The sequence below is a fragment of the Acinetobacter sp. V116_7 genome (assembly GCF_056735735.1).
This window is the reverse complement of sequence record NZ_JBWZIF010000028.1, coordinates 819467-843479: the sequence shown is the minus strand read 5'-3', so window position 1 is coordinate 843479 and position 24013 is coordinate 819467. Positions and strand designations below refer to the sequence as shown.

Here is a 24013-nt window from a genome sequence, read left to right as displayed (position 1 = left end):
GAGAAAAATGTCACAATCCACAGGTGCTCCTTCTTTATTTGATGATGGGCAAATTGGAACGGGCGGTAACAATAATAGCCAGTCTCAAGCAAAACTACAGGCAATCAATCTTATTGATTTATTGCATGACGGCTTTTATTTGGTTTTCTTAATTCGAAATCAGTATGTGCCAGCAGATGCTCAGCAGTTTCGTGAAAAAATCTTAAATTTACTCAATCAATTTGAGCAACAAGCTAAAAAGTTGCAATTTTCAGCTGATGATATTCATGATGCTAAATATGCATTTTGTGCTTTGATTGATGAAACGATCGTAACGCAACAAGACCCAAGTTATTTTAATTTGCAAAATGCTTGGTTAATTAGCCCGTTACAATTGAGCTTGTTTGGTTCTCAGTTAGCTGGTTATCGTTTCTTTGAAATATTGGAACAACTACGTAGCCGTGGAAAAGAGCGTCTAGCTGCTTTAGAAGTATTTCATTACTGCCTTTTATTAGGTTTTCAGGGTAAGTACCGAATCGAATCTACGGAAAGTCTCAACCATTTAGTATCAAGAGTCGGTGACGAAATTGACTATTTGAAAGGAAAAAAGGTTGCCTTTTCGCCGTTCTCGGCCATTCCCGATCAGATACGAAATATTATTCATCGCGAAGTGCCTTTCTTTTGGATTTTGATCTTTTTATTGATTTTTGCATTGCTTACCTTTGCAGGGCTAAGATTTATGCTGAATAATCAAAATGATAAAGCATTATCTAATTATCAAAATGTGATTTCTGCTCCTCAAGAGCAAGCACATATTACAATTTATTTACCTTGATGATGGTACGAAATGGCTCAGGAAAAACCAACTTCTATTCGAGTTTTACAATCGAATAAAAAAAAGCCGAAATCACCAATACTTTATATTGTCATTGGTGTTATTGCCGGGGTGTTTGTTAGCATCTCGCTATTCCTGTTCTTGTCTCAACCGCATTCGTCAGAATCAACAGCAATTGAGAGTAAATCAACAGAAGAACAGATCTTAAATCAAGAAACTACTCATTCTTCTGATGAACAAAATCAGGTTGCTGTCAGTCAAGACAACGAAACAGATTCAATGAGCCGTGATGGCTTTGAACAACCTAAAGATAATGAATTAAGTAATATCTTTAAACCTGCTCAGCATAAGCCTGCTACTGTCAATCAACAGCGAGTTTCTCCATTTGATGAACAGCTCACGGGTGAAAAGAAAGCTCAGGTTGTGCCTCAACTACAGACGAGCGTAGCTAAAACGACTCAACCGAAGGTACAGCCAACTCAGCAAAAGCCAGTGAGTAAACCGCAGCAACAACAAGCGGCACAGGCTAAACCTGTTGTTGAGAATAAAGCTCCAGCTGAACCCGAAGCTGAGGTTGAACCACCTAAAGCATCGGTAGATATTAAAATTACAAGAAGTCCTTTTGCTGTGAATTAATGAACAAATGATGATTTTTCTCATTTTCTTTTGCTTTACATGCTTAGCAATTGGTTTAGCATTTTTAATGTCTTATGAGCTAAGGACGAGAAGCAAAGATTTTGTTTTGTCATTACTGCCGCAAGGCCGTAAACAGCTTAATCAGGTTAGACAATTTGCTCAAACAATGAATCAGGCGGCTGCGCCTGAAAAGCTGCAATCCCATTGGCATTTACAGCAATGGTGGATTGTTATTGCAGGCTTTTTCTTGTTTGCCAGCATTTTAGTGTTTGCTTTTACTCGGCCTATTAGCTCAACTCGAATTGAAGCTGAATATCTCAAAAAAACAGATCCTCAAATCTACGCGCTTTTGAACGGTGAAATACTATCGCCACCACCAGAAGTGGATGAAAGCCTAATTGAAGCCGCAATTGTAGAGGCTACCCAATTAGAGCAACAATATTCTGCTCAAAATAGTGGAACCATTAATTCTTCACCTATTGATAATACGAGTTTTGATGGGCGAGCTATTTTAGATACCAGTTTAGTAGATCGTAAATGGAGCAAAATGAACCCCCGTTATAAGCAGCGTTTACTCATGGTTTTTAAAATCATGAAAGAACAATATGGCTATGAGTTGGTTCTATTAGAGGGATATCGTAGTCCTGTACGTCAGAATATGTTGGCAGGTAATCCGAACACGACAAAAGCAAAAGGGTATCAGAGTTATCATCAATTTGGTCTGGCAGCAGATGTCGCCTTTAAACGAAATGGAAAAGTGGTTATTTCTGAAAGAGACCCTTGGGCTATGCAAGGCTATCGTTTATATGGGCAAGTTGCTGAATCGGTTGGGCTTACCTGGGGCGGACGTTGGAAATCTATTCAAGATTATGGCCATACCGAGTTCCGTATGCCGGGCTTAAGAAAGACACAGGAAATGGCTGAAAAACTGATTGCTGAAAGTTTGAATGATGTAAGTTAAACACTTATTGTCGATTGAAAACGTTCTTGTAAAACAGTTGTCATCTTGTCTACAAGCTGGGAAATGATCCCAGCTTTTTCCCATGTATAAATTGAAACAACCATAGGGGGGACAGTCCCTAATGAATCATATCGACGTACTCGACGTCCGCGGGTTGTTGCCACAGGCAATAAAGATAATCCTAAGCCAGTTTCAACACTAACTAACACGCTTTCTAGGCTACTACCCGTAAAGGCAATATACCAACGTCGCCGTTCGCGCTCTAACGTTGCGAACATCTCATCCCGATAAAGTCCGCCTTGAGGAAAGGTTACTAAACTCATGGGATCAGACCATGTAGTTGTTGAATTCTCACTTTGAAACCATGCCATTTCTTCTGGGAATGTAGCGTGGTGATCAGCACTGGCCGCAGGTTCTTTGACAATAATAATATCGAATTCACCATTCCGATAACGTTCTGTTAAGTTGCGACTCAAGCCAGAGGTTACGTCTAAACGAATGGAACGATGCTCTTTGGCAAATATACCAAAAACTTCAGCCATTGCTGGACTCATCATATCTTCTGGTAAACCAATACGAATAGGAATACTTCCTGCCGGATCTTTAAGTAGTGCTTCAGCTTCTTGTTGAAGGCTCAAAATCCTTTGAGCATAACCAATGAGATATTCTCCAGACACCGTCAATTTGAAAGGTCTTGCTGTTCGATCTATAAGCGCATGTCCCACTGATTCTTCAAGACGAGCTAACTGCTGACTAATTGTTGATTGAGTCAGGTGTAATCGATCGGCAGCTGCGGTAAAACTGCCAGTTTCAAAAATAGTGACGAAAGCACGTAAAAGGCGAGGATCAAACATTCTTGGGTACTACCACGCTTAAAAGCTAATGAAATAAGTATTCATAATCTTAATACTATCGATTAAATAATTTAATTTCCAAATACTTTTGGTGAAGCTTATTCTAATTGCAAAATGTTTTGCCATAAGTTTTTATTGGGAGGCCACCATGCGTAAGTCACTGATATGGATGAATCTGATCGTCGCACTGGGGGCTTTGGGTTTTACAAATATGACGAATGCAATGGGTGATTATCCTTTACATCAGGCAGTGATAAATAATGACACTCAATCTATCAAACAGATTTTATCTCAAAAGACCTTAATTGATGAGCGAGATGAAACTGGTTCAACTGCTTTGATGGTCGCAACAAGAGCAAATAATGTACATGCTGCCCATATGCTGATAGAGGCTGGGGCTGATGTAAATGCAAAAGACAATATTCAAGACAGTCCATATTTATATGCTGGTGCACAGGGATATTTAAAAATTCTAAGAATGACACTCATGCATGGTGCGGATTTAAAAAGTATTAACCGTTACGGTGGGACTGCGCTCATTCCAGCAGCGGAACGAGGCCATGTTGAAACAGTTCGTACATTAATAGCTGCTGGTGTAGATGTTAATAATGTCAATAATTTGGGGTGGACGGCATTACTTGAGGCCATCATTTTGGGAAATGGAGAACCCAAATATCAACACGTTGTCGAGCTTTTATTAAAAGCAGGCGCTGATCCGAACTTGGCTGATAAAGACGGGGTAACTCCCTTACAACATGCGCGTTCAAGAGAATACCGCGAAATTGAAAAAAGACTTCTTGCAGCTGGTGCAAAATAGAAAGTGAGAGTATGTGATGGAAAAAGATGAACAGTTTTTACGTAAAGCGATTGAGCTTGCCTATAACAATATTGAAAAAGGTGGCAGACCATTTGGAGCCGTGGTTGTAAAGAATGGAGAAGTTATTGCTTCAGGCGTAAATCAGATTCTGACAACGAATGACCCAACCGCACATGCTGAATTATTGGCGATTCGTGCAGCCAGTCAAGTTTTAGGATCTGCCAACCTAGAAGGCTGCTCTGTGTATGCAAGTGGACACCCATGTCCAATTTGTATGGCTGCAATGCGTTTAGCCGGTATAAAGTCGGTGAGCTATGCTTATTCTAATGAAGACGGAACACCATTTGGTCTGTCTACGGCCGAAATATATATTGAGCTTGCCAAGCCGTTTTCTGAGCAATCAATGAAAATTCAATATATACCGATCAGAGTTGAAAACAGCACTGATCTTTATGTGCATTGGAAGAATTATCAAACCAATCATTCAGGCTCAGAATAATGAAGCAGTCTGGCGTCTTTTTGACTCGTCCCATGCTTGTTGTAACGGTAGCTTTGGTGGGCCTTAATTTAAGACCATTTATCACAAGTATTGGACCATTGATTGCCAATATTCGTACAGCCACTGGCTTAAGCTTAGAAGGGGTGGCACTGCTCACTTTGCTACCGATGATGCTTATGGGAATCGTTGCATTTGTTGGGCCAATATTGCAAAACTTTGTCGGTGAAAGAAGGGCTATTCTTGGTGCATTGCTGACCATTTGTGCGGGGTGTACTTTCCGATTTTTATTTCCTACTGCCGAAGGATTAATTCTTAGTGCCATAGTGATTGGATTCGGAGTCGCGATGATACAAGCGGCATTTCCCGGCATGATTAAACGAGAATTTAGCCAACATATTGGTCCGATGATGGGGCTTTACTCAGCCATGCTTATGGGCGGTGGTGCCTTGGGAGCATGGTTAGCGCCTGTAGTTTCAAATATAACGGGTTTATGGTTTGTTGGACTGGCTTTTTTTGCAGTCCCAGCTTTGTTTGCATTTATATTGGCGCTGGCTTTTTTACCTACAAAAGCTAGCTCATCTATTCATCGTGCGCCTGTAAGAAAATTATTAAACCAACCTCGAACTTGGTTATTAATGGCTTGCTTTGGGCTTGTAAATGGTGGCTATTCATCAGTCGTGGCTTGGTTAGCACCTTCTTTTCAAGATCACGGTTGGAGCGCAGCACAAAGTGGGAAATTACTTGCTCTTCTGGCCTTGAGCCAAGCAGCTTCAGCACTCATTTTGCCTGTTTTAGCTAGGAAATATAAAGACCGACGTCCATGGCTATGGTTTACGTTAGCAATGCAAATGATTGGTTTTTCAGGAATGGCTTTTATACCTGAGATCGCCGCTATGCTTTGGGCAATTTGTTTAGGCGTTGGCTTAGGAGGATGTTTTGCATTAACGCTTATAGTTGCATTAGACCATTTTGATGAACCCATTCATGCAGGTGCTTTATCTGCACTGATGCAAGGCGGTGGTTTTTTACTGGCAGCAATTCCGCCGTGGATTATTGCAATTTTGCATGATTTTACTGGGACTTACAAAGCAGGATGGCTTTTTCATTTAGCCAGTGTAATATTGGTTGTTATTTTAGTGATTAGATTGGCTCCCAAAAGTTATTTTAAGATGAGTCTGTAAAATGTTGAGTTGGCCGAGATTCTTTTTATAAAGAATTACTGATGCTAAAGCACAAGCAAATTAGGAAATAGTGATAGGATAGAACTGAAATTTTTCCGCTTCTAAATGAATACAACAATATTTGATTTCTATGACTTCTTCTTTAAAACAGCTCACTTTATTTAATCAAGGCTTAGGAAAAACCAGTCGATTTACAAAAGGTGTGGATGGCACTTTACAGGCGATTGAGCATTTAGGATATGTACAGATTGATACCATATCGGTTGTAGAGCGAGCTCATCACCATATATTGTGGAGCCGAGTGCCAGACTATGATTTAAATCATTTAAATAGTTTGGTTCGTGAGCGCCAGATTTTTGAATATTGGTATCATGCTGCATCTTATCTTCCTATGAAAGATTATCGCTATGCGTTGCCTGCCATGATGTCTGTCAGGAACGGAGAAAGTCGTTATTTCAATAGAGGTGATCAGCACCTTATGAATGAAATATTGGCGCGTGTTCGTGCCGAAGGTAAAATTCGACTGCGAGACATTGATAAGAATAATAAGAAAAGTTTGGGAAATTGGTGGAATACAGGTCCAGGTCGCCGTGCTTTTGAGCAGTTATATATGCAGGGTGACTTGATGATCTGTGAGCGTAATGGAATGGAAAAAGTCTATGATTTGACCGAACGCTGCCTACCTGAAAATATTGATTTAAGAATGCCCACGCTTTATGAATATGCGCAGTATTTATTTAATAACACGCTTCGAGCACATGGAGCATTTACATGGAAGCAATTAGTTCATTTAAAGAAAAATGATTTAAAAGAGGCTATGCGTGTTGTGCTAAAAGAGCAGGTTGATGCTGGTGTTGTATCAGCGGCTAAACTTGCCGACGGTCAAACCCTATATGTGGATGTAGCTGCAATAGAACAAAAGCTTACTACTGATTTTGGTTTAAAAATACTTTCGCCTTTTGATAACTCACTTATTCATCGTGACCGCTTAACTTCTTTATTTGAGTTTGATTATCGAATCGAATGCTATGTACCAGCAGCCAAACGGGTATATGGTTATTTTTGCTTACCTATTCTTTATCAAGATGAGTTAGTAGGTCGACTAGATTGTAAAGCTCATCGGTCTATCAAAGAATTAGAAGTGATTAGCCTGCATCTAGAAAAAACAATCAAAGATAAAGAGCATTTCTTTTTTGAACTAGATCAAGAGCTCAAACGTTTCGCAGCATTTAACCAATGTTTAACTGTTAATAACAAAGTGATTAAGCTTATTCGTACAAAAATTTAAACACCAAAAGCACTCCAGCTTTTGGTGTTTTCACTTTTTTAGTTCAAGGACATACGATATTCAATAATCCCTGGTTTTTGTGCAATCCAGTCATAAAGCTTTTGTGCTGTTACATTGGTTTCTTGAGTATGCCAATATAAACGGTCACAGTTGTGTTCAATTGCTTGCTTCTGCACATATTCAATAAGTTGCTTACCAATGTGTTGTCCACGAACTTCGGGTGAAACATAGAGGTCTTCTAAATAACAATAATTATCTTCTGCCCATGTTGAACGATGAATAACATAATGCACAATTCCCAAAACTTGCTCACCTTGTTTGGCAACAGCACAATAAACGGGTTCATTTTCATCGAAAAAGCGTTCCCAAGTCACTTTAGTGACATGAAGAGGTAAATTTACCTGATAAAAATTTTGATAAGCAAGCCAATATTTTTCCCATTGTGAATAGTCCTGCTGTTGAACTGGGATGATTTTAATATCTTGATTTTGCATAATAATTACACTCTATTTTAAAGTAATGGAAAATGGACAACTAGAGTGTAGTTTTGATAGTGGTATTTTTGTAAGGTACACTTTTGATATTTTTTACAGTACCAGTTTGTTATGGCAGCTTCGATTTCGGCATCTTTCCCACATTTGATTTTGCCAAAAGGCCAGATTAAAGATGGGCTATATTCGGCTTTGCGTGATGCTATTTTAGATGGAAGACTGTCTGCCGGAACAAAATTACCCTCAAGTCGTGCCCTAGCAGAGATGATGTCAATTTCAAGAAACTCTGTATTGGCAGCTCTTGAACGATTACTTGATGAGGGATATTTATTTACCAAACCAAGTTCGGGTACCTATGTTGCTGAGGTTGTGCCAGATCAGTTAATACATGTTCAAGAAAATTCAAAAAAAACGTCTAAAAATAATCATCAATCCTTAAATATTAATCCGAATATTGAAGCTTTATTGGATTCATGGCGAGAGCAGTCGTGGTCAAGTCAAAATAAAAAAATGTTCCATGTAGGTGTAGGTTGTGTTGATTTATTTCCTCATCAACTTTGGGGAAAGTTATTAAATCAAGCTTGGCGGCAGTCGTATTATCAGCTTGGTCAATTTCACGACCCGCGTGGTTATCTACCTCTACGTCAGGCAATTTGTGAATATGTCCGCTCCACCCGAGGGCTGAACTGCAACGAAGAGCAAATTATTATCGTAAATGGGACACAGCAAGCTATTCATTTAACGGCCTATGCTTTACTTCAACCAAATGATGAGGTGTGTTTAGATGAACCAGGGTATGACGCTGCTTTTAATATTTTCAGAAGTTTTGGTGCACAGGTAAATTTAATTGAAAGTGATGAAGAGGGAATGCAAGTCTCTGACATTATTCATCGTTATTCAAAAAGCAAACTGGTCTATACCGCGCCTTCACATCAGTTTCCTGTAGGTGGAACTTTAAGTCTTACTCGCCGTTTTGCTTTACTCGATTGGGCATCTCAACAAGAAAAATGGATTTTTGAAGATGATTATAATAGTGAGTTTCGCTATGGCACACATCCCATTCAAGCTCTACAAGGTTTAGATCAGCAGCAAAGAGTCATTTACTCTGGTACTTTTACCAAAATGATGTTTCCAGAGTTTCGTTTAGGGTTCATGGTTGTGCCTGAAGCATTGATCGAAACGTTTAGTGCAGCTAAATACTATACCGATGTTCGAAGTTCTTATTTAGAGCAAGTGGCTTTGTCTCAATTTATACAAAAAGGTCACTATGCTCGGCATGTACGTAAAGTTCGAAAAGCTTGCTATGAGCGCCAACAAGCCTTAATTAAAGCTATTGATGAGCATCTTTCAGATGTACTTAGTGTTCAACCCACAGATTCAGGTATCCATGCAGTGTGCTGGTTAAAAGGTAAGTGGACAGAGCAAGAATTTGTTGATCAGTGTTCAGCTCTAAACTTGGCTGTTCAGCCATTATCAAGATATTGTCAGATGCCAACCAAAAAGGCCGCGGTACTTTTTGGTTACGCAGCCCATACACCTAATGAAATTATTGAAAACATTCAAAAAATTGCACAATATTTACAAGAAAAATAATAGCCTAAGTTTTGTTATTTAGATAAATTTAATCGTTCTTTAAATGCTTAAATACGAATTTCTATGATGATCAATTGGTTATATGAAAATAGAGATGTTATTAAAATTTTTAAAAATTAATTTTAATTAATATTATTTTAAGCTAGCACAATTAATCTAACTACATCAAAGCTTATTTAGTACACCTTTTGGCCACATTCTCCAGATGTGGCCGTTTTTTTATCAAAAATAAATATAGTTCTGAATAACTTAATTAATTCTTAAAGGGAAATAAAAATTAATCTTCTTCCATGGCATTACTATAAAACTTAACACCCAGTTTAATACGATCACGCCCATTACCCATACGCCAGCGATTAGTATCTCTTAAAGAATATACACAGCCACAATATTCTTGTTGATAAAACTCTTCTCGTTTACTGATTTCAATCATACGGCTTGAGCCACCGTTTTTACGCCAGTTGTAATCCCAGTACTGAATTTCAGGATAGTGCGCAGCAGCACGAATTCCGCAGTCATTGATTTGCGCCATATTTTTCCAGCGAGAAATTCCTAGCGAACTACTGATGAGACTAAAGCCGTGTTCATGTGCGTAAAGGGCAGTTCGTTCAAATCGCATATCGAAACACATGGTGCAACGAATACCACGTTCGGGTTCATCTTCCATACCTTTTGCTCGAGCAAACCAATTGTCAGTGTCATAGTCTGCATCAATAAACGGAATATTATGCTTTTCGGCAAAACGAATATTTTCTTCCTTACGGATGAGATATTCTTTTACTGGATGAATATTAGGATTATAAAAAAATATTGAAAATTTAATGTCTGACTCAATTAATGCTTCCATAACTTCTCCTGAACAAGGAGCACAACAGGAGTGAAGTAATAATTGATCATGTCCAGATGGGAGTTCTAATTTTAAACGTTGAGTTGGCATAATAAAAAAATTAAATTGTAATGCAATTCATTATATATTTATTTTTTATATAATGTGAAATGAATTATTTTCAATTTTACTGTGAAATTAATTTAATGTTATCTATTAATATATTTAATACTAAACTAAATATAATGAAATAAATATTGTACCAAATATTGAAGTCATCTTTATAATTAGCCTTAAGGTTATTGTTAAATATACTATATGATTAAATAAATTATGGATGGGTTTTATATATTTTAAAATAATAAAACTTAAATTTTTTTTGATAAGTGATTGATGTATCTGAATATAATTTTAAGTTTTTATTGTGATATGTGTCACAAATAAACCTTATTTTTTCAATTAAAGTATTTCTTTAGATTTATATCTTTAATAAATTTATACTATAAAATTCAGTGTGTTTTTTTAATTTAAGCGTGTGATAATTTGAGATATGAAAGATTGGCAATGTAAGTATTGTAATGGTTACATTATGGTTAATCATTCAAAGATTAGCGTAGGAGAAAAAGTTTACTTTTTGGTATATAAATTTGATGCAAAGAATGAAAGGAAAAAATTCTATAAAAAGGGAATTGTGATTGCACGTCACGATAATATACTTCACATTGAATCACGTAAAAAAACGTATAAGATTGAGCAAATTAAAGTCTATCCATTAGGTGCACCAATGCCTTTCGTTTACAACATGTTTTGGATTTGTGGATGTCCGTGTACTCTACAAAACTAATTTTTTAAATTTAACTGATAGCAAGTTATTTTATAAATAGAACTGGATTAATCATCAAATCCATTTTTTGTCTTTTGCTTTTACCGATAAGAACTATAGCTTGATAAAAGCGGCACATACATATAACAAAACCCGTGTTATTTATTTGACAAAACAAAGACGTACTCTTATAAACCTCAAGTAAAGTTGAGGTCAATTATGATGAGTGAAAATAAAAAGGCAGACCCTAGTCGCGTTTTGACTGTGGGTGAAGTTGCAAAAAGGAGCGGAGTTCCTGTTTCAACCCTTCATTTTTATGAAGCAAAAGGCCTTATAAAAAGTATAAGAACGAATGGTAATCAACGTCGCTATCCCTTAATTATTTTAAGATATATTGCGATTATTAAAGTTGCTCAAAGAGTAGGTATTCCTTTAAGTGAGATTAAAGAAGCTTTGAGTCAGTATCCGATTGGTAGCAAATTAACAGCTAAGCAATGGAGGGATTTATCGAGTCATTGGCGAGAAAATTTGGATGATCGAATTCAAAAGTTAACTCGGTTAAGAGATGAGATGGACTGGTGCATTGGCTGCGGTTGTTTATCGTTAGAGCAATGTCCATTAAGAAATCCTGAAGATATTTTAGGACAAGACGGATCAGGGGCCCGAATTTTAGAAAGACCTGAATAGAATAGTTCAAAAAATGGCTTTTAATTGGGAATATCTTAATTTCCAATAAATTAAATTTATTTTGCTAGAATATTCAAGTGAGTTTTTTATTGTAAACAAGTCATATGAAACATGAATTTTTTTGATATCTTTAGTTTTTTTAGTAAGAAGCAAAAAATTATGAAAAAAACTATCTTTCTTGGCTTAGCGCTTGTTTCATTAACGGCTTGTTCGTCTGTACAACATAAAGATTCAACTCCACCAAAAATTGGTTCACCAAACCCAGCTAGCCAATATTGTGTTGAACAAGGTGGGAAATTAGAAATTAGAAATGAAGCAAATGGTCAGGTTGGGTATTGTCATTTACCAAATGGGCAAGTCGTTGAAGAATGGAAATTATTCCGTGATAACCAAGCGAACTGTGTAGCAGAAGAAGCTCAAAAATTAGTGGGGCAATCTGGCCTGACTGATGATCAAATTAAACAAAAAACTAAATCAGAAATTGTGCGCACAGTAGCTCCAGGTCAACCAATGACAATGGATTATCGTACAAACCGAGTTACAGTTACTATTGATCCTGCTTCTAAGAAAATTACTCAGGCAACTTGTGGTTAATTTGTTTAATTAAAGTTTGCTAAACCAAATCTTGAAGTACAAAAGCCTGCATTTCAGCAGGCTTTTTTATGACTTTAATTTTGGGAATAATGAATGACTGGATACTCTTTTTGTTGAGGCAGTTTTTGCAAAGCCTGATTAATTTTGATGAGAAAAATATCAACTTTATCTTGGCTTGGATTGTTGGTGTTGTATGAAGCTCTTTCTTGATAGTTAATTCCACATCCAATAATTTTCATATTTGCGGGATTAAAGCTCCAGTCATTTTTATTTTTGATCGAGATATCTAAATCACTATCACATTCTTTCCAGAGTTTTAAAAATTGATTGGAATATACAGCGGGAGCTTCTTGTGCTCGGTAGGCTGTAAATCCCTGCATTTCGGAGTTAGCAAATTGAAGGAGATGATTGGTGGGCATTCCTCCCCAAAGCATAGCGCTATCTTTTGGTAACTTTATTCCTGTTATATGTTCTTCTTTAAGGGGGGCAGTTTGCTCATCTTTCTGTTTGGACTTTTGAGATTTATAAACCAGTTTTGTTCCAACAGGAACTGTTACGCCTTTGACTTGAGTGATTTGTTTTGTATAGAAATAAGGCGAAGTATCACGGTTACAGCCTGTCGGGTTATAACAGCCAATACAACCACTTAACAATAAAACCGGAAAACTAAAAATACTTAATTTAAAAATTCGATTCATTTTTCTTGTCTTTAATTATGTCTAGAAATTTAATATATCAGCATTTAAATCAATAATAAAAAAAAGCCCCTAGCGGACTAGAGGCAGAAAAACATCAGATGCAAGAACAGGTGAATTATGCATCTGAGTTAAGTAGGTTGTATCAAACCATGTAAAGCACTTTACCAGCAAAAATGAATAAAAATAGGGAGGTGCGACTAATGGCTAATGTTCTGCGGTTGTTTTTTAAGCGCCTATAAACTCGGATTTAATTTCTATTCTGAGCACTAATTTTTAAATTCCATAAATTTTTACATCCAATTTTTAAAAAAATATGAGTTAAATTTTGCTTTTTAATTCGATTATTAAAATTAATATTTGTTTTATATGAATTTTTCCGTCGGTAAAGAATTTCGAAAGGAAGACTATTCTTTTTGTTGTATATCGTATACGATATATGAAGAATGATTAAGCAGCTATTAATCCCATTCCATAACTTTTGAGATGGATTAACTCGAAAGTACGACTACCAAGACTTTTATTTGTATTACTGAGGAATAATTATGAGTAATATCTTCACAGGATGTATCCCGGCGCTAATGACTCCATGTACTCCTAACCGTGAGCCAGATTTTGACGCGCTTGTGAAAAAAGGGCATGAGCTGATTGAAGCTGGCATGAGTGCGGTAGTGTATTGTGGTTCTATGGGTGATTGGCCTTTATTGACAGAAGCTCAACGCCAAGAAGGTGTAGCACGACTTGTTGCTGCTGGCATTCCAACAATTGTTGGTACTGGTGCAGTTAATTCAAAAGAAGCAGTTTCTCATGCAGCTCATGCAGAAAAGGTAGGTGCACAAGGGCTTATGGTTATTCCACGTGTACTATCACGCGGGGCATCACCAGCTGCACAAAAAGCTCACTTTTCTGCCATTTTAAAAGCAGCTCCAAGCTTACCTTCGGTGATTTACAATAGCCCATATTATGGATTTGCAACTCGTGCAGATTTATTTTTTGAATTACGCCGTGAGTTTCCAAACTTAATTGGTTTTAAAGAATTTGGTGGCGCTGCCGATATGCGTTACGCAGCTGAATTCATTACTTCACAAGATGATTCAGTCACTTTAATGGCTGGTGTAGACACTCAAGTTTTCCATGGCTTCGTCAACTGTAATGCAACTGGTGCGATTACAGGGATTGGTAATGCTTTACCTAAAGAAGTTTTACTGTTGGTTGACCTTAGTAAGAAAGCTGCAGCAGGTGATGCAAAAGCCCGTCGCTTAGCACAAGAGTTATCAAGTGCATTAGAAGTTTTATCTTCTTTTGACGAAGGAACGGATCTTGTTCTTTACTATAAATACTTAATGGTACTTAACGGTGATAAGGAATATACCTTACACTTTAATGAGACTGATGCATTGAGCGAATCGCAACGTAAATATGTTGAAACTCAGTATGAGTTATTCCGTACATGGTACCGTAACTGGTCAGCTGAAATCTAAGTAAGTATTCATAAAAAAAGAGGCCAACAATTCAGCCTCTTTTTTTATTTCTATGGATTACTTTTTGGTCAGAACAATAACGCATAGGAAAATAAGAATTAAACCTAAATAACTATGCATTGTTAAACTTTCACCCACTACAACAACTGCTAATAATGCTGCAACTGGAATCTCAACCAAAGCTAGTGTCATAGCTTGACTTGCGGGAATTCGTTTAAGACCAAAGCTAAAAAATAAATAGCCTAAAAACATAGGAACAATCGGAATATAAATCGCAACCCAAATGTTAGTTGGGTAATCAAAAAGGTTTTGTGCCGTAATGAATAATGTAGGTAGTAACAGCACTGCAGAGATACCAAAAATCACTCCCATGGCAGCTCTTGAGTCGACATCTTGGCGAATTAGGTTTCTCATTATCCAAGAATATGTTGCATAGCTCAGGCTAGAGAGTAAGCCAAAAAATACCCCTAAAATACGATCAGATTGTACGATTTGATGCTGCGCATGATCACCGGCATAAGAGAGTAAAATAATTCCTAAAAAACCGAGAATAAAACTGATGAGCCATTTTAACGAAAGTTTTCGTTTATCTAAAATCCATTCCAAAAGCACTGAAAATAAAGGCGCACAGCCAATAGAAATTACGGTGCCAATAGAAACACCAGCCAAAGAGACAGATGAATAAAATGCAAATGGACAAAGAATTGAAACAATGACCGCAATAAAAACTTGGGATTTATAGTTAAATAGTTTTTGGTAATTTTTTTTAATGGCTTTTAAGCTTAAAAACGTATGAATTAATCCACCGAAGCTCACAGAAATGGTAGCAATTACAAGTGGACTAATGCCTTTTGCAAAAGATGCCGCTGTACCTGCTGTACCCCATAGAAAAGCAGCAAATAGTACAGATAAGAAACCCGTATAATAATTCAGAGAAAATTTTGCTTCTGTTGGCGTACTCATATGAAGTGACTCAAACTTTAAAAGTTTTATGCAGCATGATTTTTACAAGATAAAAATTTTATCTTGCAGGCAATAACTTAGCTAAACGGATAGGAATCTTTTTGACAGTTACCCATCAAGAGAACAGGGTAGTATGCTGCTATTTATTATGATTTGCTTGGTTAGATACAATAAAATGATGACGATTTCAGCATAGTCTAATAATAGTTTTGTGAATTAAATGGTATAAAGTATACTTTAGCTATTAATGCAGTTAAAAATTATTAGCTCTAATAAATAGAGAAAATGAGTTTTAGCAGCATTGAATTAAAGGTAAGCCGTGCCGAAAATAATGCTTGAAAAGCAATGATTTCATTATGGCGGATGAATAAAAATTATCATCCTTTTATTTGTGTCATATTTTGAGGTTAAGAGAATATTCGTGACGCTACCATCTTTTAATGTATCAAATCTTGGTGCAATGCCTTCGGTATCTGAAGTTATTGTCAAATATATTAGAGAAGCAATTATTGCAGGGCATATTGCTGAAGGCGAACCGATTCGTCAGGATGAAATTGCCAAACTTTTTAATGTCAGCAAAATTCCCGTACGTGAAGCCTTAAAGCAACTTGAAGCTGAAGGCTTGGTTGAGTTTATAAAAAATCGTGGCGCAATTGTGACCCGCATTTCTGAAGAAGAGTTGGCACAGATTTTTGAAGTCCGAGTGATGTTGGAAACGAAGCTGATTCAGCTCGCCGTGCCGAATATGACGGAAGAAACTTATAAAAAGGCAGATGAAATTTGTAATGCCTTTATCGATAACATGGATATTGGAAGCTGGACCACACTCAATTGGCAGTTACATGCATGCCTTTATGAACCAGCACAACGGCCGTATATGCTTGGATTAATTCGTTCTATTTACGATAAGATTGAGCGCTATTTAAGATTGCAGATGAATGTTTCAGAAGGCAAATCACGTGCAAATGATGAACACAAAGAAATCGTGAAAGCCTGCAAAGCCAAAGATGTTGATTTAGCGGTTAAATTAATTGAAGAGCATATTAATGGTGTTTGCCAATCACTTTATGAACATCTACCTCACCATAAAAATGTGAAAAAATAAGCGCTCCATTCTTAATCATTTCAATGTTATTTAAATTAGGCCAATGGCCTAATTTTTTTGTCTTTATTTTAGCTGAAGCAAGTTTTCACTATGCTGATTTCGTCATGGATTCATAAGAAAACGATCAAGCTTGCTGTTTTGAGATCAGTCATCCTAGAAAAAAATGTAAGGATACTTCTATGAAAACAGTAAAAATTTTGGACTCTCATACTGGTGGTGAACCAACACGATTAGTGCTTGAAGGTTTTCCTGATTTAGGCACAGGAGACATGGAAAGCCGCCGAAAAATATTATCAGAACAATATGACCATTTCCGTAGAGCAACCATGTTAGAGCCGCGAGGTAATGAGGTGTTGGTTGGCGCATTATTGTGTAAGCCAGTGAATCCCAAAGCGAGCGCGGGCGTTATCTTCTTTAATAACACGGGCTACCTCGGCATGTGTGGTCATGGCACGATTGGTTTAGTGGCTTCGTTAGCACACTTGGGAAAAATACAAGTAGGTACGCATTTAATTGAAACGCCAGTAGGTGATGTTGAGGCGACATTGCATGAAGATCATTCAGTTAGCGTGAGAAATGTACCAGCATATCGTTATAAAAAAGCGGTCGAAGTTGATGTTGAAAAGTATGGAAAAGTTACTGGTGATATTGCATGGGGCGGAAACTGGTTCTTCTTGATTAATGACCATGGTCAACATGTTGCAAGCGATAATTTAGATCAACTGACTGACTATGCGTGGACAGTCAGACAAGCGCTTACGGCACAAGGAATAACTGGTAAAGATGGACAAGAAATTGACCATATTGAATTATTTGCAAGTGACGCCGAAGCGGACAGTAAAAATTTCGTACTTTGCCCAGGCAAGGCCTATGACCGTTCACCATGTGGAACTGGAACCAGTGCAAAAATTGCTTGCTTAGCTGCGGATGGCAAACTTGAGCCAGGAAAGTTATGGAAACAAGCCAGTATTATCGGTAGCCAGTTTATTGCCTCTTATGAGCAAGCTGGGGAATATGTTATTCCAACCATTCGTGGTGAAGCTTACATGAGTGCCGAAGCAACTTTATTTATGGATGAAAATGACCCATTTGCTTGGGGTATTCAGCTATGAGAACCGATGCCATTGTCATTGGGGCAGGCATTGTAGGTGCGGCATGTGCTTATGAATTAGCTCGGCAAGGGTTAAATGTGCAAGTTTTGGATGCTCGTATCGGTGGTGCAACAGCTGCGGGCATGGGGCATTTGGTCATTATGGATGACTTGGAGGCCGAATTGAAACTTAGCCATTGGTCAGTTCAGTTATGGCATGAATTAGGGCACGAGCTTTCAGAAGACTGCGCATATCGCCAAACACCAACTTTATGGCTGGCAAGCAGCTCAGAAGAAATGCAGATTGCCGAAGAAAAATATCAACGTCTCACTGCACAAGGTGTCCGTTGTCAACTTCGAAACGCAGATGAAGTTCGTCAGCTTGAACCTCACTTAAAGCATGACCTATATGGTGGACTAGAGGTTTTTGATGATGGCATTTTATATGCACCCTGTGCTGCTGAATGGTTGTTGAAACAATTCCCGCAAAAGATTCAGGTTCAACAAGCTAAAGTTATTCATATTGAAGAAAATCGGGTTCAGTTAAGTGATGGAACATGGCTAGAAGCTGCGCATATCATTTTGGCTAACGGCATTCATGCGACTGATTTTTTTCCAGAGTTACCGATTGAACCTAAAAAAGGTCATTTGGCTATTACCGACCGTTATCCCGAATTAAATGTAAAACATACGTTAGTGGCTTTGGCTTATGCAGCCAGCACTCAAGCGACAAGTGGAATTTCAGTCGCTTGTAATATTCAACCTAGACCGACAGGTCAGCTATTCATTGGGTCATCTCGTCAGTTTAATACGGTTGATCCAACTGTAGAGCCAGAAGTGTTTACTCGGGTGCTTAAGGAGGCTGCTGATTATTTTCCAGCTTTGGCTGATCTTAATATTATTCGGGCATGGACTGGTTTTCGTGCAGCCACTCCAGATGGTATTCCAGTAATTGGACGACATCCTGCATTTCAATCGGTTTATTTAGCGGTAGGCCATGAAGGACTAGGTGTAACCACTGCGACAGGTACAGCAAGACTTATTGCTTCCCATGTGTGTGGACTAACTTTTGATATAGATCCTGAGCCTTTTTTAGCTCATCGTTTTATAGGAGCTGCATAGATGATTCAGCTTTTTATTAACGGACAATTGGTTTCTGTGATTGAAGGTACGAGTGTTGCTGCTGCTTTAGCACAAGCGAAGTCTTACAGCCGTTTGTCTGTGTGTGGTGAAAAACGTACTCCATTTTGTGGAATGGGAGTTTGTCAGGAATGCCGTGTCAATATTAATGGACTCAGAGTGCTTGCTTGTCAGACGCTGTGCCAGCAAGACATGAAGGTGGAAACACAATAATGGAAAAACAATACGATGTGGTCGTTGTAGGGGCAGGCCCTGCGGGGTTGTCAGCTGCTATTGCAGCCGCCGAGAGTGGTGGGCGAATTTTAATATTGGATAATAACCCACAGGCGGGTGGTCAAATCTGGCGCGCTGGACCGATTTTTCCTGTACCTGAAATGGCGCAGCAGAAATATCAACAAATTGATGCTCATCCTAATATTGAATTTATGTTTGGTGCCAAGATTGTCGCTGCACCTTTTGTAGGCCAATTGCTCGTTGAGCGATCTCATGACAGCCTAAATTTGTCTTATCGTCAGCTTATATTGTGTACGGGTGCAAGAGAACTATTTTTACCTTTTCCCGGGTGGACCTTATCTGGAGTAACGGGTGCAGGTGGTTTACAAGCTTTAATTAAAGCAGGTACACCTGTAAAAAATGAACGTGTTGTGATTGCTGGTTCCGGACCATTACTCCTAGCAAGTGCGGACACAGCAAAAAAAGCAGGTGCTCAAGTTCTCTATGTTGCTGAACAGGCAGCTTCATCTTCCGTTCGTAAATTTGCACTACAACTTTGGCGCTGGCCTGCGAAAATAATACAGGCGTTATCTTTACCTTATCGTCTATATCGCCCTGACAGTTATGTGATTGAAGCGATTGGTCAGGAGCGTCTTGAACGAGTAAGACTACAAACGCCGAAAGGAATTGTTGAAATTGAGTGTGATCGACTCGCTTGTGGGTTTGGTTTAGTACCGAATACTCAATTAGGGCAGTTAATGGGCTGTCAAATTAAGGACAATGCGATTGCGGTCGATGACTATCAACGTACATCACAGCCACAGGTGTGGGCAGCAGGTGAGTGTACAGGCTTTGGCGGAAGTGAGCTGGCGATGGTTGAAGGTAGCATCGCAGGTTATGCAGCTATAGGCCAAAATGGAAAAGCCAGTCAATTATTTGCTCAAAGACAGCGGTATCGTTTATTTGCAGATCTACTTGAGAAAAGCTTTAAGTTACGTGCTGAGTTAAAAATGCTTGCACGCCCAGAAACTATTTTTTGTCGATGTGAAGATGTGACTTTTGATAAGGTTGCCGAGCGTAGTAGTTGGATTGATGCAAAATTACATACACGTTGTGGAATGGGAGCATGTCAGGGAAGCACTTGTGCAACAGCCGCCGCCTGCCTATTTGATTGGCAGCTACCTAACTCTCGACCGCCATTGCTGCCTACCCGTGTAAAAAGCCTCATGGCGATGTCTACTTCTCCTTTAAATCAAAAATGAAATGTTCTAGAGTAGACAAGTTATTACTTTGCCCGCTCTAGCTCATGACTTTGGTTCAAATTCCGAAACTAACCACAACTTTGGAAGATTTCTTAAAAAATCTGGAAAGTATTGAACCATTATTTGATGCTTTATCTTCGGTGGTATTTTTCATCAAAAATACTGAAGCACGCTATGTATTTGTCAATCAAACATTGGTAAATCGCTGTGGTTTCAAAGATAAAACTGCGTTACTTGGAAAGACCTCGGAAGAAGTCTTTCCTCACTCTCTTGGAAAAATATATACATCTCAAGACTTGCAAGTCATTCGCCGTGGTAAAAAGTTAACAGAGCAATTAGAACTGCATTTATATGCAAAAAATCAGTCGGGTTGGTGTTTAACTTATAAAGAACCTTTATTTGATGCGGATGGAAACTTAGTAGGAATAGCGGGTATTTCTAATGATTTAAATGTGCCTGAAGATACACACCCTGCTTTTTATAAAATGGTTCAGGTTGAGGAATATATTAAAAAGAATTATGCCGAAACGATTACGTTGGCACACTTGACCGCAATTGCTGGTGTGTCGGTGGCTCAGTTAGAACGCTATTGCAAAAAAATATACCATTTAACGCCGCGGCAAATGATTAGCAAAATTCGTCTTCAAGTCGCAACTGAACTATTGGCCACAGATTTACCCATTACTCAAATTGGTTTGCGCTGTGGTTATACCGATCATAGTGCTTTTTGTCGTCAGTTTAAGTTGCATACAGGTATGTCACCTACCTTGTATCGTGCCTCTATCAAAAATATTTAGATGAAAAAAATGGGTTGTTTAGGACAACCCACAATCATCGTTAAGCGCTTAATTTATATCTTAAAGACTAATCTTTGAAAGCCAATGACCGGCCTTTGGTTTCTTTCACCAGCAAAATCGAGACAATAGAAATCAGACTTGCGGCAACTAAATATAAAGAAATTGGAACCGAGCTATTAAATTCTTTGAGTAAGGTTAACGCAATTAATGGAGCGAGTGAACCTGCCATAATGGGTGCGACTTGATAACAAAATGAAAGTGCCGTATAGCGAATGTGAGTTGGAAATAACTCAGTCATTAAAGCAGAGTAAGGCGAGTAGGTCATCGATTCAATAAATAGACCGAGCACAATCGCTAACATGATGAGCCAGTTATTGCCTGTATCCATTAACGGAAAGCCGACAAAGCCCCAAAATGCAGTGAGTACAGCTCCAATAAGGTAAATTGGTTTACGGCCAAATATATCGCTTAAATGCCCCATAACAGGAATAATAAAGAAATGGATCAGGTGAGCGCCGAACATGAGCAGTAATATCTGCGAAGTATCTTTATGGACGACCAACTTTAAATAACTGATCGAAAAAGTAACCACCATATAGTACAAAATGTTTTCTGCGAATCTGGCACCGATACCCGCAATAACAGATTTCTTATGATATTTTAAAACCTCAATAATCCCGAGTTGTTGTTTTTCAAGAAGCTGTTGTTTGGCCTGTGCTTCTTTAAACACCTCGGCATCGTCTACATTTTTTCGAATCCATAATCCGATTAGTACCACGACCGCTGAAAACCAAAATGCACATCGCCATCCCCAATCTAGAAATTGTTCAGGGGAAAGGTTTTTTGAAAGTAGTAATAAAACCAGTGTTGCTACTAAATTCCCAAGCGGTACACCAGTTTGTGGCCAGCTTGCCCAATAGCCTCTGCGATCATCTGGACTGTGCTCTGAAACCAAAATGACTGCGCCGCCCCATTCACCACCAAAAGCAAAGCCTTGAATTAAACGCAGCATGACCAAAAGTGTAGGTGCCCAATAGCCAATTTGATGGAAGGTCGGAATACAGCCCATTAAAAAAGTAGTTATACCGACAATAATCAGGCTAATTTGCAATAATTTCTTACGTCCAATTTTATCGCCGTAATGGCCAAACACGAGGCCACCAATAGGTCTTGCTAAAAAGCCAACAGCATAGAGGGCAAATGCTGCCAAAATACCATCTATAGCATTGCCCGTTTGTTGAAAGAAAAGTTCGCCAAAGACAAGGGCAGAAGCGGTTCCATAAAGGAAAAATTCATACCATTCAGCTACGGAGCCGACCATAGAGGCCGCGACTACCTTTTTTAGTGTTGTCGTCATATACCAATATCCTTATTAAAAAATATGTTACGCAATGATTTGTTTGAGCATCTTGCTATTCATTTTTTGCACTTTTTTATTTAAATAATGTGCGGTTACGTTGTGAGGTTTTGATCTAAATAAAAAGGAGTTTATCTCTGGGATAAACTCCTTCAAAAATATTAAAGTGCAGCTTGACTCATTTCACCATTCACTAGGCGTTCAATACCAAGCGGATTGGCATTTTGAAGGGCAAGTGGCAATAAATGATCTGGATAGTTTTGATAGCATACTGGTCGTAAATAACGCTCGATTGCTAACGTTCCTACCGAAGTACCACGTGCATCTGAAGTTGCAGGGTAAGGACCGCCGTGTACCATGGCATCACAGACTTCAACACCTGTTGGATAACCATTTAGAAGTAAACGTCCTGCTTTTTCTTCAAGTAATGGAATAAGGGTAGAGAAGTTCTCAAAATCTTGCAGCTCGGCAATTAATGATGCGGTAAGCTGACCACGAAGTCCATTTAACGCTAGAGCAAGTTGCTCTGCAGATTCAACTTCAATCACAATCGTCGTTGGGCCAAATACTTCTTCTTGAAGTAGTTCATCCTGCTCTAGTAAAAGAGATACATCAGCTTTAAAGAGCTGAGGATAAGCTTGATGGCCTTGCTGTGGTTGACCTGCTAAATGCTCAATTTTGTCGTGTGCGAGTAATGCTTTAAGGCCATGTTCATAGCTTCTTAAAGTGCCTTTGTTAAGCATGGTTTGTGGTGGCTGCTGAGCCATTGCAGCCGTGAACTGCTCAAGAAATTGGCTAAATTCAGCTGATTTAATTCCAATAATTAAACCCGGATTGGTACAGAACTGACCGCAACCTAAAACCACTGAACCACTAAGTTCGGCTGCAATTTTATCACCACGCACTTTTAGGGCTTCGGGTAATAAAACCATTGGGTTAATGCTCGACATTTCGGCAAAAACAGGAATTGGTTCAGGGCGTGCAGCAGCTAAATCGCAGAGAGCACGCCCACCTTTGAGTGAACCTGTAAATCCAACTGCTTTAATTGCAGGGTGTTTTACCAGGGGTTCACCGACACCTTGACCATAAATCATGCTAAAGATGCCTTTTGGCATAGCGCATTTCTCAATTGCACTACAAATCGCATTTGCAATTGATTCGGCGGTTGCCATGTGGCCGCTATGCGCCTTCACAATGACAGGACATCCAGCCGCAAGTGCTGAAGCGGTATCGCCACCAGCAGTAGAAAAGGCAAGAGGGAAATTACTAGCGCCAAATACAGCAACTGGCCCAACACCGATTTTATATTGACGTAAATCTGGACGTGGAAGTGGTTGACGCTCAGGTAAAGCCAAATCAATACGGGCACCTAAATAATCACCACGGCGTAATACTTGAGCAAACAGACGTAATTGGCCAGTAGTTCGCCCACGTTCACCGCGAATACGAGCTTCAGGTAAAGCAGTTTCTTGACAGACAGTGGCAATAAACTGGTCATCAAGCGTATCAATTTCATTGGCAATTGTTTCTAGAAAAACAGCGCGCTGTTCTGGTGTAGTCTGTCTAAAAGCTGGATAAGCCAATGCAGCTGCTTGAGCTGCCTGATCAATTTCTTCAGGAGTGGCTTGAGCAAATTGATAGGGTAATGCTTCATCTGTTGCAGCATCATAACTTAAGACAAATTTACTGCCCGAACTTGAACGTTGACCTGCAATAAAATTTTGACCAGTAATATTTAACATTATCAACCTCACTTTAGAGTGAACGTCAAAAGTAGTTCTTCTGACGTTGGAGAATTATCAAAGCCTAGGTTTACTTTCGAAAAATATAGTATTTTGTATACGTT

The 24013-nt window shown here is 38.6% G+C and carries 25 protein-coding genes; 18 read left to right on the top strand and 7 right to left on the bottom strand.

Going from position 1 to position 24013, the window contains the following annotated elements; all coding sequences use genetic code 11:
• Positions 1 to 7: 7 nt before the first annotated feature.
• From icmH to AC1PJP_RS17940, 3 genes are read left to right on the top strand one after another with little or no spacing between them, the layout of a single operon-like run.
• Positions 8 to 814 carry a type IVB secretion system protein IcmH/DotU gene (icmH, locus tag AC1PJP_RS17950; protein WP_004793176.1) on the top strand — a complete coding sequence of 269 codons (807 nt, stop codon included), beginning with the start codon at positions 8 to 10 and terminating at the stop codon, positions 812 to 814.
• A gap of 12 nt (positions 815 to 826) precedes the next feature.
• Positions 827 to 1450 (top strand): hypothetical protein, encoded by a 624-nt coding sequence (locus AC1PJP_RS17945; RefSeq protein WP_192833592.1) that lies wholly within the window; start codon positions 827 to 829, stop codon positions 1448 to 1450.
• 7 nt (positions 1451 to 1457) lie between these two features.
• Entirely contained in the window at positions 1458 to 2411 is a 954-nt protein-coding gene (locus AC1PJP_RS17940; RefSeq protein WP_107880245.1) for a M15 family metallopeptidase, read from the top strand.
• Here the strand turns inward: AC1PJP_RS17940 and AC1PJP_RS17935 are convergent.
• A complete protein-coding gene (locus AC1PJP_RS17935) occupies positions 2408 to 3265 on the bottom strand; it encodes a LysR family transcriptional regulator (RefSeq protein WP_479767949.1) in 858 nt (285 codons plus the stop codon). The two genes, AC1PJP_RS17940 and AC1PJP_RS17935, sit on opposite strands and share 4 nt — an antisense overlap.
• A 148-nt stretch (positions 3266 to 3413) precedes the next feature.
• On the opposite strand from AC1PJP_RS17935, the gene AC1PJP_RS17930 reads away from it, so the two are divergent.
• The 4 genes from AC1PJP_RS17930 to AC1PJP_RS17915 all read left to right on the top strand — a co-directional run bounded on the left by AC1PJP_RS17930 (position 3414) and on the right by AC1PJP_RS17915 (position 7050).
• Entirely contained in the window at positions 3414 to 4082 is a 669-nt protein-coding gene (locus AC1PJP_RS17930; protein WP_479767948.1) for an ankyrin repeat domain-containing protein, read from the top strand.
• A gap of 16 nt (positions 4083 to 4098) precedes the next feature.
• Positions 4099 to 4581 carry a nucleoside deaminase gene (locus AC1PJP_RS17925; RefSeq protein ID WP_479767946.1) on the top strand — a complete coding sequence of 161 codons (483 nt, stop codon included), beginning with the start codon at positions 4099 to 4101 and terminating at the stop codon, positions 4579 to 4581.
• The gene (locus AC1PJP_RS17920) at positions 4581 to 5762 is read left to right on the top strand and encodes a cyanate transporter (RefSeq protein ID WP_479767944.1); all 1182 of its coding nucleotides are present in this window, start codon (positions 4581 to 4583) and stop codon (positions 5760 to 5762) included. The genes AC1PJP_RS17925 and AC1PJP_RS17920 overlap by 1 nt, the downstream gene beginning before the upstream one ends.
• 130 nt (positions 5763 to 5892) lie before the next feature.
• Positions 5893 to 7050, top strand: a complete 1158-nt coding sequence (locus AC1PJP_RS17915; protein WP_447500569.1) for a winged helix-turn-helix domain-containing protein — start codon at positions 5893 to 5895, stop codon at positions 7048 to 7050.
• A gap of 38 nt (positions 7051 to 7088) precedes the next feature.
• Here AC1PJP_RS17915 and AC1PJP_RS17910 read toward each other — a convergent pair whose 3' ends face one another.
• Positions 7089 to 7544: a GNAT family N-acetyltransferase gene (locus AC1PJP_RS17910; protein ID WP_479767942.1), complete on the bottom strand. Its 456-nt coding sequence runs from the start codon at positions 7542 to 7544 to the stop codon at positions 7089 to 7091.
• A 111-nt stretch (positions 7545 to 7655) separates the two neighbouring features.
• Here AC1PJP_RS17910 and pdxR point away from each other — a divergent pair, with 111 nt between their 5' ends.
• Entirely contained in the window at positions 7656 to 9134 is a 1479-nt protein-coding gene (gene pdxR / locus AC1PJP_RS17905; RefSeq protein WP_479767940.1) for a MocR-like pyridoxine biosynthesis transcription factor PdxR, read from the top strand.
• Positions 9135 to 9411: 277 nt separating this feature from the next.
• Here pdxR and AC1PJP_RS17900 read toward each other — a convergent pair whose 3' ends face one another.
• Positions 9412 to 10071: an epoxyqueuosine reductase QueH gene (locus tag AC1PJP_RS17900; RefSeq protein ID WP_151987667.1), complete on the bottom strand. Its 660-nt coding sequence runs from the start codon at positions 10069 to 10071 to the stop codon at positions 9412 to 9414.
• Between the two features lie 439 nt (positions 10072 to 10510).
• On the opposite strand from AC1PJP_RS17900, the gene AC1PJP_RS17895 reads away from it, so the two are divergent.
• The 3 genes from AC1PJP_RS17895 (at position 10511) to AC1PJP_RS17885 (ending at position 12064) form a co-directional block, all read left to right on the top strand.
• The gene (locus AC1PJP_RS17895; RefSeq protein WP_005304072.1) at positions 10511 to 10804 is read left to right on the top strand and encodes a hypothetical protein; all 294 of its coding nucleotides are present in this window, start codon (positions 10511 to 10513) and stop codon (positions 10802 to 10804) included.
• A gap of 198 nt (positions 10805 to 11002) precedes the next feature.
• The gene (gene soxR / locus AC1PJP_RS17890) at positions 11003 to 11470 is read left to right on the top strand and encodes a redox-sensitive transcriptional activator SoxR (protein WP_192454797.1); all 468 of its coding nucleotides are present in this window, start codon (positions 11003 to 11005) and stop codon (positions 11468 to 11470) included.
• A gap of 159 nt (positions 11471 to 11629) precedes the next feature.
• Entirely contained in the window at positions 11630 to 12064 is a 435-nt protein-coding gene (locus AC1PJP_RS17885) for an I78 family peptidase inhibitor (RefSeq protein ID WP_013198272.1), read from the top strand.
• 74 nt (positions 12065 to 12138) lie between these two features.
• On the opposite strand, the gene AC1PJP_RS17880 is transcribed toward AC1PJP_RS17885, so the two are convergent.
• Positions 12139 to 12762 (bottom strand): hypothetical protein, encoded by a 624-nt coding sequence (locus AC1PJP_RS17880; RefSeq protein ID WP_192454796.1) that lies wholly within the window; start codon positions 12760 to 12762, stop codon positions 12139 to 12141.
• Positions 12763 to 13304: 542 nt separating this feature from the next.
• Between AC1PJP_RS17880 and AC1PJP_RS17875 the strand changes: the two genes are divergently transcribed.
• On the top strand, positions 13305 to 14240 hold the full coding sequence (locus AC1PJP_RS17875) for a dihydrodipicolinate synthase family protein (RefSeq protein WP_013198270.1): 936 nt from the start codon (positions 13305 to 13307) through the stop codon (positions 14238 to 14240).
• Between the two features lie 57 nt (positions 14241 to 14297).
• Here AC1PJP_RS17875 and AC1PJP_RS17870 read toward each other — a convergent pair whose 3' ends face one another.
• Positions 14298 to 15203 (bottom strand): DMT family transporter, encoded by a 906-nt coding sequence (locus AC1PJP_RS17870; protein ID WP_416707775.1) that lies wholly within the window; start codon positions 15201 to 15203, stop codon positions 14298 to 14300.
• A gap of 421 nt (positions 15204 to 15624) precedes the next feature.
• Here AC1PJP_RS17870 and AC1PJP_RS17865 point away from each other — a divergent pair, with 421 nt between their 5' ends.
• From AC1PJP_RS17865 to AC1PJP_RS17840, 6 genes are all read left to right on the top strand, one after another.
• Positions 15625 to 16308, top strand: a complete 684-nt coding sequence (locus AC1PJP_RS17865) for a GntR family transcriptional regulator (protein WP_000174668.1) — start codon at positions 15625 to 15627, stop codon at positions 16306 to 16308.
• A 179-nt stretch (positions 16309 to 16487) separates the two neighbouring features.
• The gene (locus AC1PJP_RS17860) at positions 16488 to 17420 is read left to right on the top strand and encodes a 4-hydroxyproline epimerase (protein ID WP_479767937.1); all 933 of its coding nucleotides are present in this window, start codon (positions 16488 to 16490) and stop codon (positions 17418 to 17420) included.
• On the top strand, positions 17417 to 18520 hold the full coding sequence (locus AC1PJP_RS17855) for an NAD(P)/FAD-dependent oxidoreductase (protein WP_416717181.1): 1104 nt from the start codon (positions 17417 to 17419) through the stop codon (positions 18518 to 18520). Before AC1PJP_RS17860 ends, AC1PJP_RS17855 begins: the two co-directional genes overlap by 4 nt.
• Positions 18521 to 18751 (top strand): 2Fe-2S iron-sulfur cluster-binding protein, encoded by a 231-nt coding sequence (locus AC1PJP_RS17850; protein WP_416717182.1) that lies wholly within the window; start codon positions 18521 to 18523, stop codon positions 18749 to 18751.
• Positions 18751 to 20013 carry an FAD-dependent oxidoreductase gene (locus AC1PJP_RS17845; RefSeq protein ID WP_416717183.1) on the top strand — a complete coding sequence of 421 codons (1263 nt, stop codon included), beginning with the start codon at positions 18751 to 18753 and terminating at the stop codon, positions 20011 to 20013. Before AC1PJP_RS17850 ends, AC1PJP_RS17845 begins: the two co-directional genes overlap by 1 nt.
• Before the next feature lie 44 nt (positions 20014 to 20057).
• The gene (locus AC1PJP_RS17840) at positions 20058 to 20810 is read left to right on the top strand and encodes an AraC family transcriptional regulator (protein ID WP_479767936.1); all 753 of its coding nucleotides are present in this window, start codon (positions 20058 to 20060) and stop codon (positions 20808 to 20810) included.
• 67 nt (positions 20811 to 20877) lie between these two features.
• Here AC1PJP_RS17840 and abaF read toward each other — a convergent pair whose 3' ends face one another.
• Positions 20878 to 22167: a fosfomycin efflux MFS transporter AbaF gene (gene abaF / locus AC1PJP_RS17835; protein WP_005304099.1), complete on the bottom strand. Its 1290-nt coding sequence runs from the start codon at positions 22165 to 22167 to the stop codon at positions 20878 to 20880.
• 161 nt (positions 22168 to 22328) lie between these two features.
• Positions 22329 to 23909: an aldehyde dehydrogenase (NADP(+)) gene (locus tag AC1PJP_RS17830; RefSeq protein ID WP_416684358.1), complete on the bottom strand. Its 1581-nt coding sequence runs from the start codon at positions 23907 to 23909 to the stop codon at positions 22329 to 22331.
• Positions 23910 to 24013: the final 104 nt, after the last annotated feature.

Excerpts from the sequence above, each read along its gene's own strand:
- icmH (WP_004793176.1), top strand. The coding sequence starts at position 8 with ATGTCACAATCCACAGGTGCTCCTTCTTTATTTGATGATGGGCAAATT.
- AC1PJP_RS17945 (WP_192833592.1), top strand. The coding sequence starts at position 827 with ATGGCTCAGGAAAAACCAACTTCTATTCGAGTTTTACAATCGAATAAA.
- AC1PJP_RS17940 (WP_107880245.1), top strand. The coding sequence starts at position 1,458 with ATGATGATTTTTCTCATTTTCTTTTGCTTTACATGCTTAGCAATTGGT.
- AC1PJP_RS17935 (WP_479767949.1), bottom strand. The coding sequence starts at position 3,265 with ATGTTTGATCCTCGCCTTTTACGTGCTTTCGTCACTATTTTTGAAACT.
- AC1PJP_RS17930 (WP_479767948.1), top strand. The coding sequence starts at position 3,414 with ATGCGTAAGTCACTGATATGGATGAATCTGATCGTCGCACTGGGGGCT.
- AC1PJP_RS17925 (WP_479767946.1), top strand. The coding sequence starts at position 4,099 with ATGGAAAAAGATGAACAGTTTTTACGTAAAGCGATTGAGCTTGCCTAT.
- AC1PJP_RS17920 (WP_479767944.1), top strand. The coding sequence starts at position 4,581 with ATGAAGCAGTCTGGCGTCTTTTTGACTCGTCCCATGCTTGTTGTAACG.
- AC1PJP_RS17915 (WP_447500569.1), top strand. The coding sequence starts at position 5,893 with ATGACTTCTTCTTTAAAACAGCTCACTTTATTTAATCAAGGCTTAGGA.
- AC1PJP_RS17910 (WP_479767942.1), bottom strand. The coding sequence starts at position 7,544 with ATGCAAAATCAAGATATTAAAATCATCCCAGTTCAACAGCAGGACTAT.
- pdxR (WP_479767940.1), top strand. The coding sequence starts at position 7,656 with ATGGCAGCTTCGATTTCGGCATCTTTCCCACATTTGATTTTGCCAAAA.
- AC1PJP_RS17900 (WP_151987667.1), bottom strand. The coding sequence starts at position 10,071 with ATGCCAACTCAACGTTTAAAATTAGAACTCCCATCTGGACATGATCAA.
- AC1PJP_RS17895 (WP_005304072.1), top strand. The coding sequence starts at position 10,511 with ATGAAAGATTGGCAATGTAAGTATTGTAATGGTTACATTATGGTTAAT.
- soxR (WP_192454797.1), top strand. The coding sequence starts at position 11,003 with ATGATGAGTGAAAATAAAAAGGCAGACCCTAGTCGCGTTTTGACTGTG.
- AC1PJP_RS17885 (WP_013198272.1), top strand. The coding sequence starts at position 11,630 with ATGAAAAAAACTATCTTTCTTGGCTTAGCGCTTGTTTCATTAACGGCT.
- AC1PJP_RS17880 (WP_192454796.1), bottom strand. The coding sequence starts at position 12,762 with ATGAATCGAATTTTTAAATTAAGTATTTTTAGTTTTCCGGTTTTATTG.
- AC1PJP_RS17875 (WP_013198270.1), top strand. The coding sequence starts at position 13,305 with ATGAGTAATATCTTCACAGGATGTATCCCGGCGCTAATGACTCCATGT.
- AC1PJP_RS17870 (WP_416707775.1), bottom strand. The coding sequence starts at position 15,203 with ATGAGTACGCCAACAGAAGCAAAATTTTCTCTGAATTATTATACGGGT.
- AC1PJP_RS17860 (WP_479767937.1), top strand. The coding sequence starts at position 16,488 with ATGAAAACAGTAAAAATTTTGGACTCTCATACTGGTGGTGAACCAACA.
- AC1PJP_RS17855 (WP_416717181.1), top strand. The coding sequence starts at position 17,417 with ATGAGAACCGATGCCATTGTCATTGGGGCAGGCATTGTAGGTGCGGCA.
- AC1PJP_RS17850 (WP_416717182.1), top strand. The coding sequence starts at position 18,521 with ATGATTCAGCTTTTTATTAACGGACAATTGGTTTCTGTGATTGAAGGT.
- AC1PJP_RS17845 (WP_416717183.1), top strand. The coding sequence starts at position 18,751 with ATGGAAAAACAATACGATGTGGTCGTTGTAGGGGCAGGCCCTGCGGGG.
- AC1PJP_RS17840 (WP_479767936.1), top strand. The coding sequence starts at position 20,058 with ATGACTTTGGTTCAAATTCCGAAACTAACCACAACTTTGGAAGATTTC.
- abaF (WP_005304099.1), bottom strand. The coding sequence starts at position 22,167 with ATGACGACAACACTAAAAAAGGTAGTCGCGGCCTCTATGGTCGGCTCC.
- AC1PJP_RS17830 (WP_416684358.1), bottom strand. The coding sequence starts at position 23,909 with ATGTTAAATATTACTGGTCAAAATTTTATTGCAGGTCAACGTTCAAGT.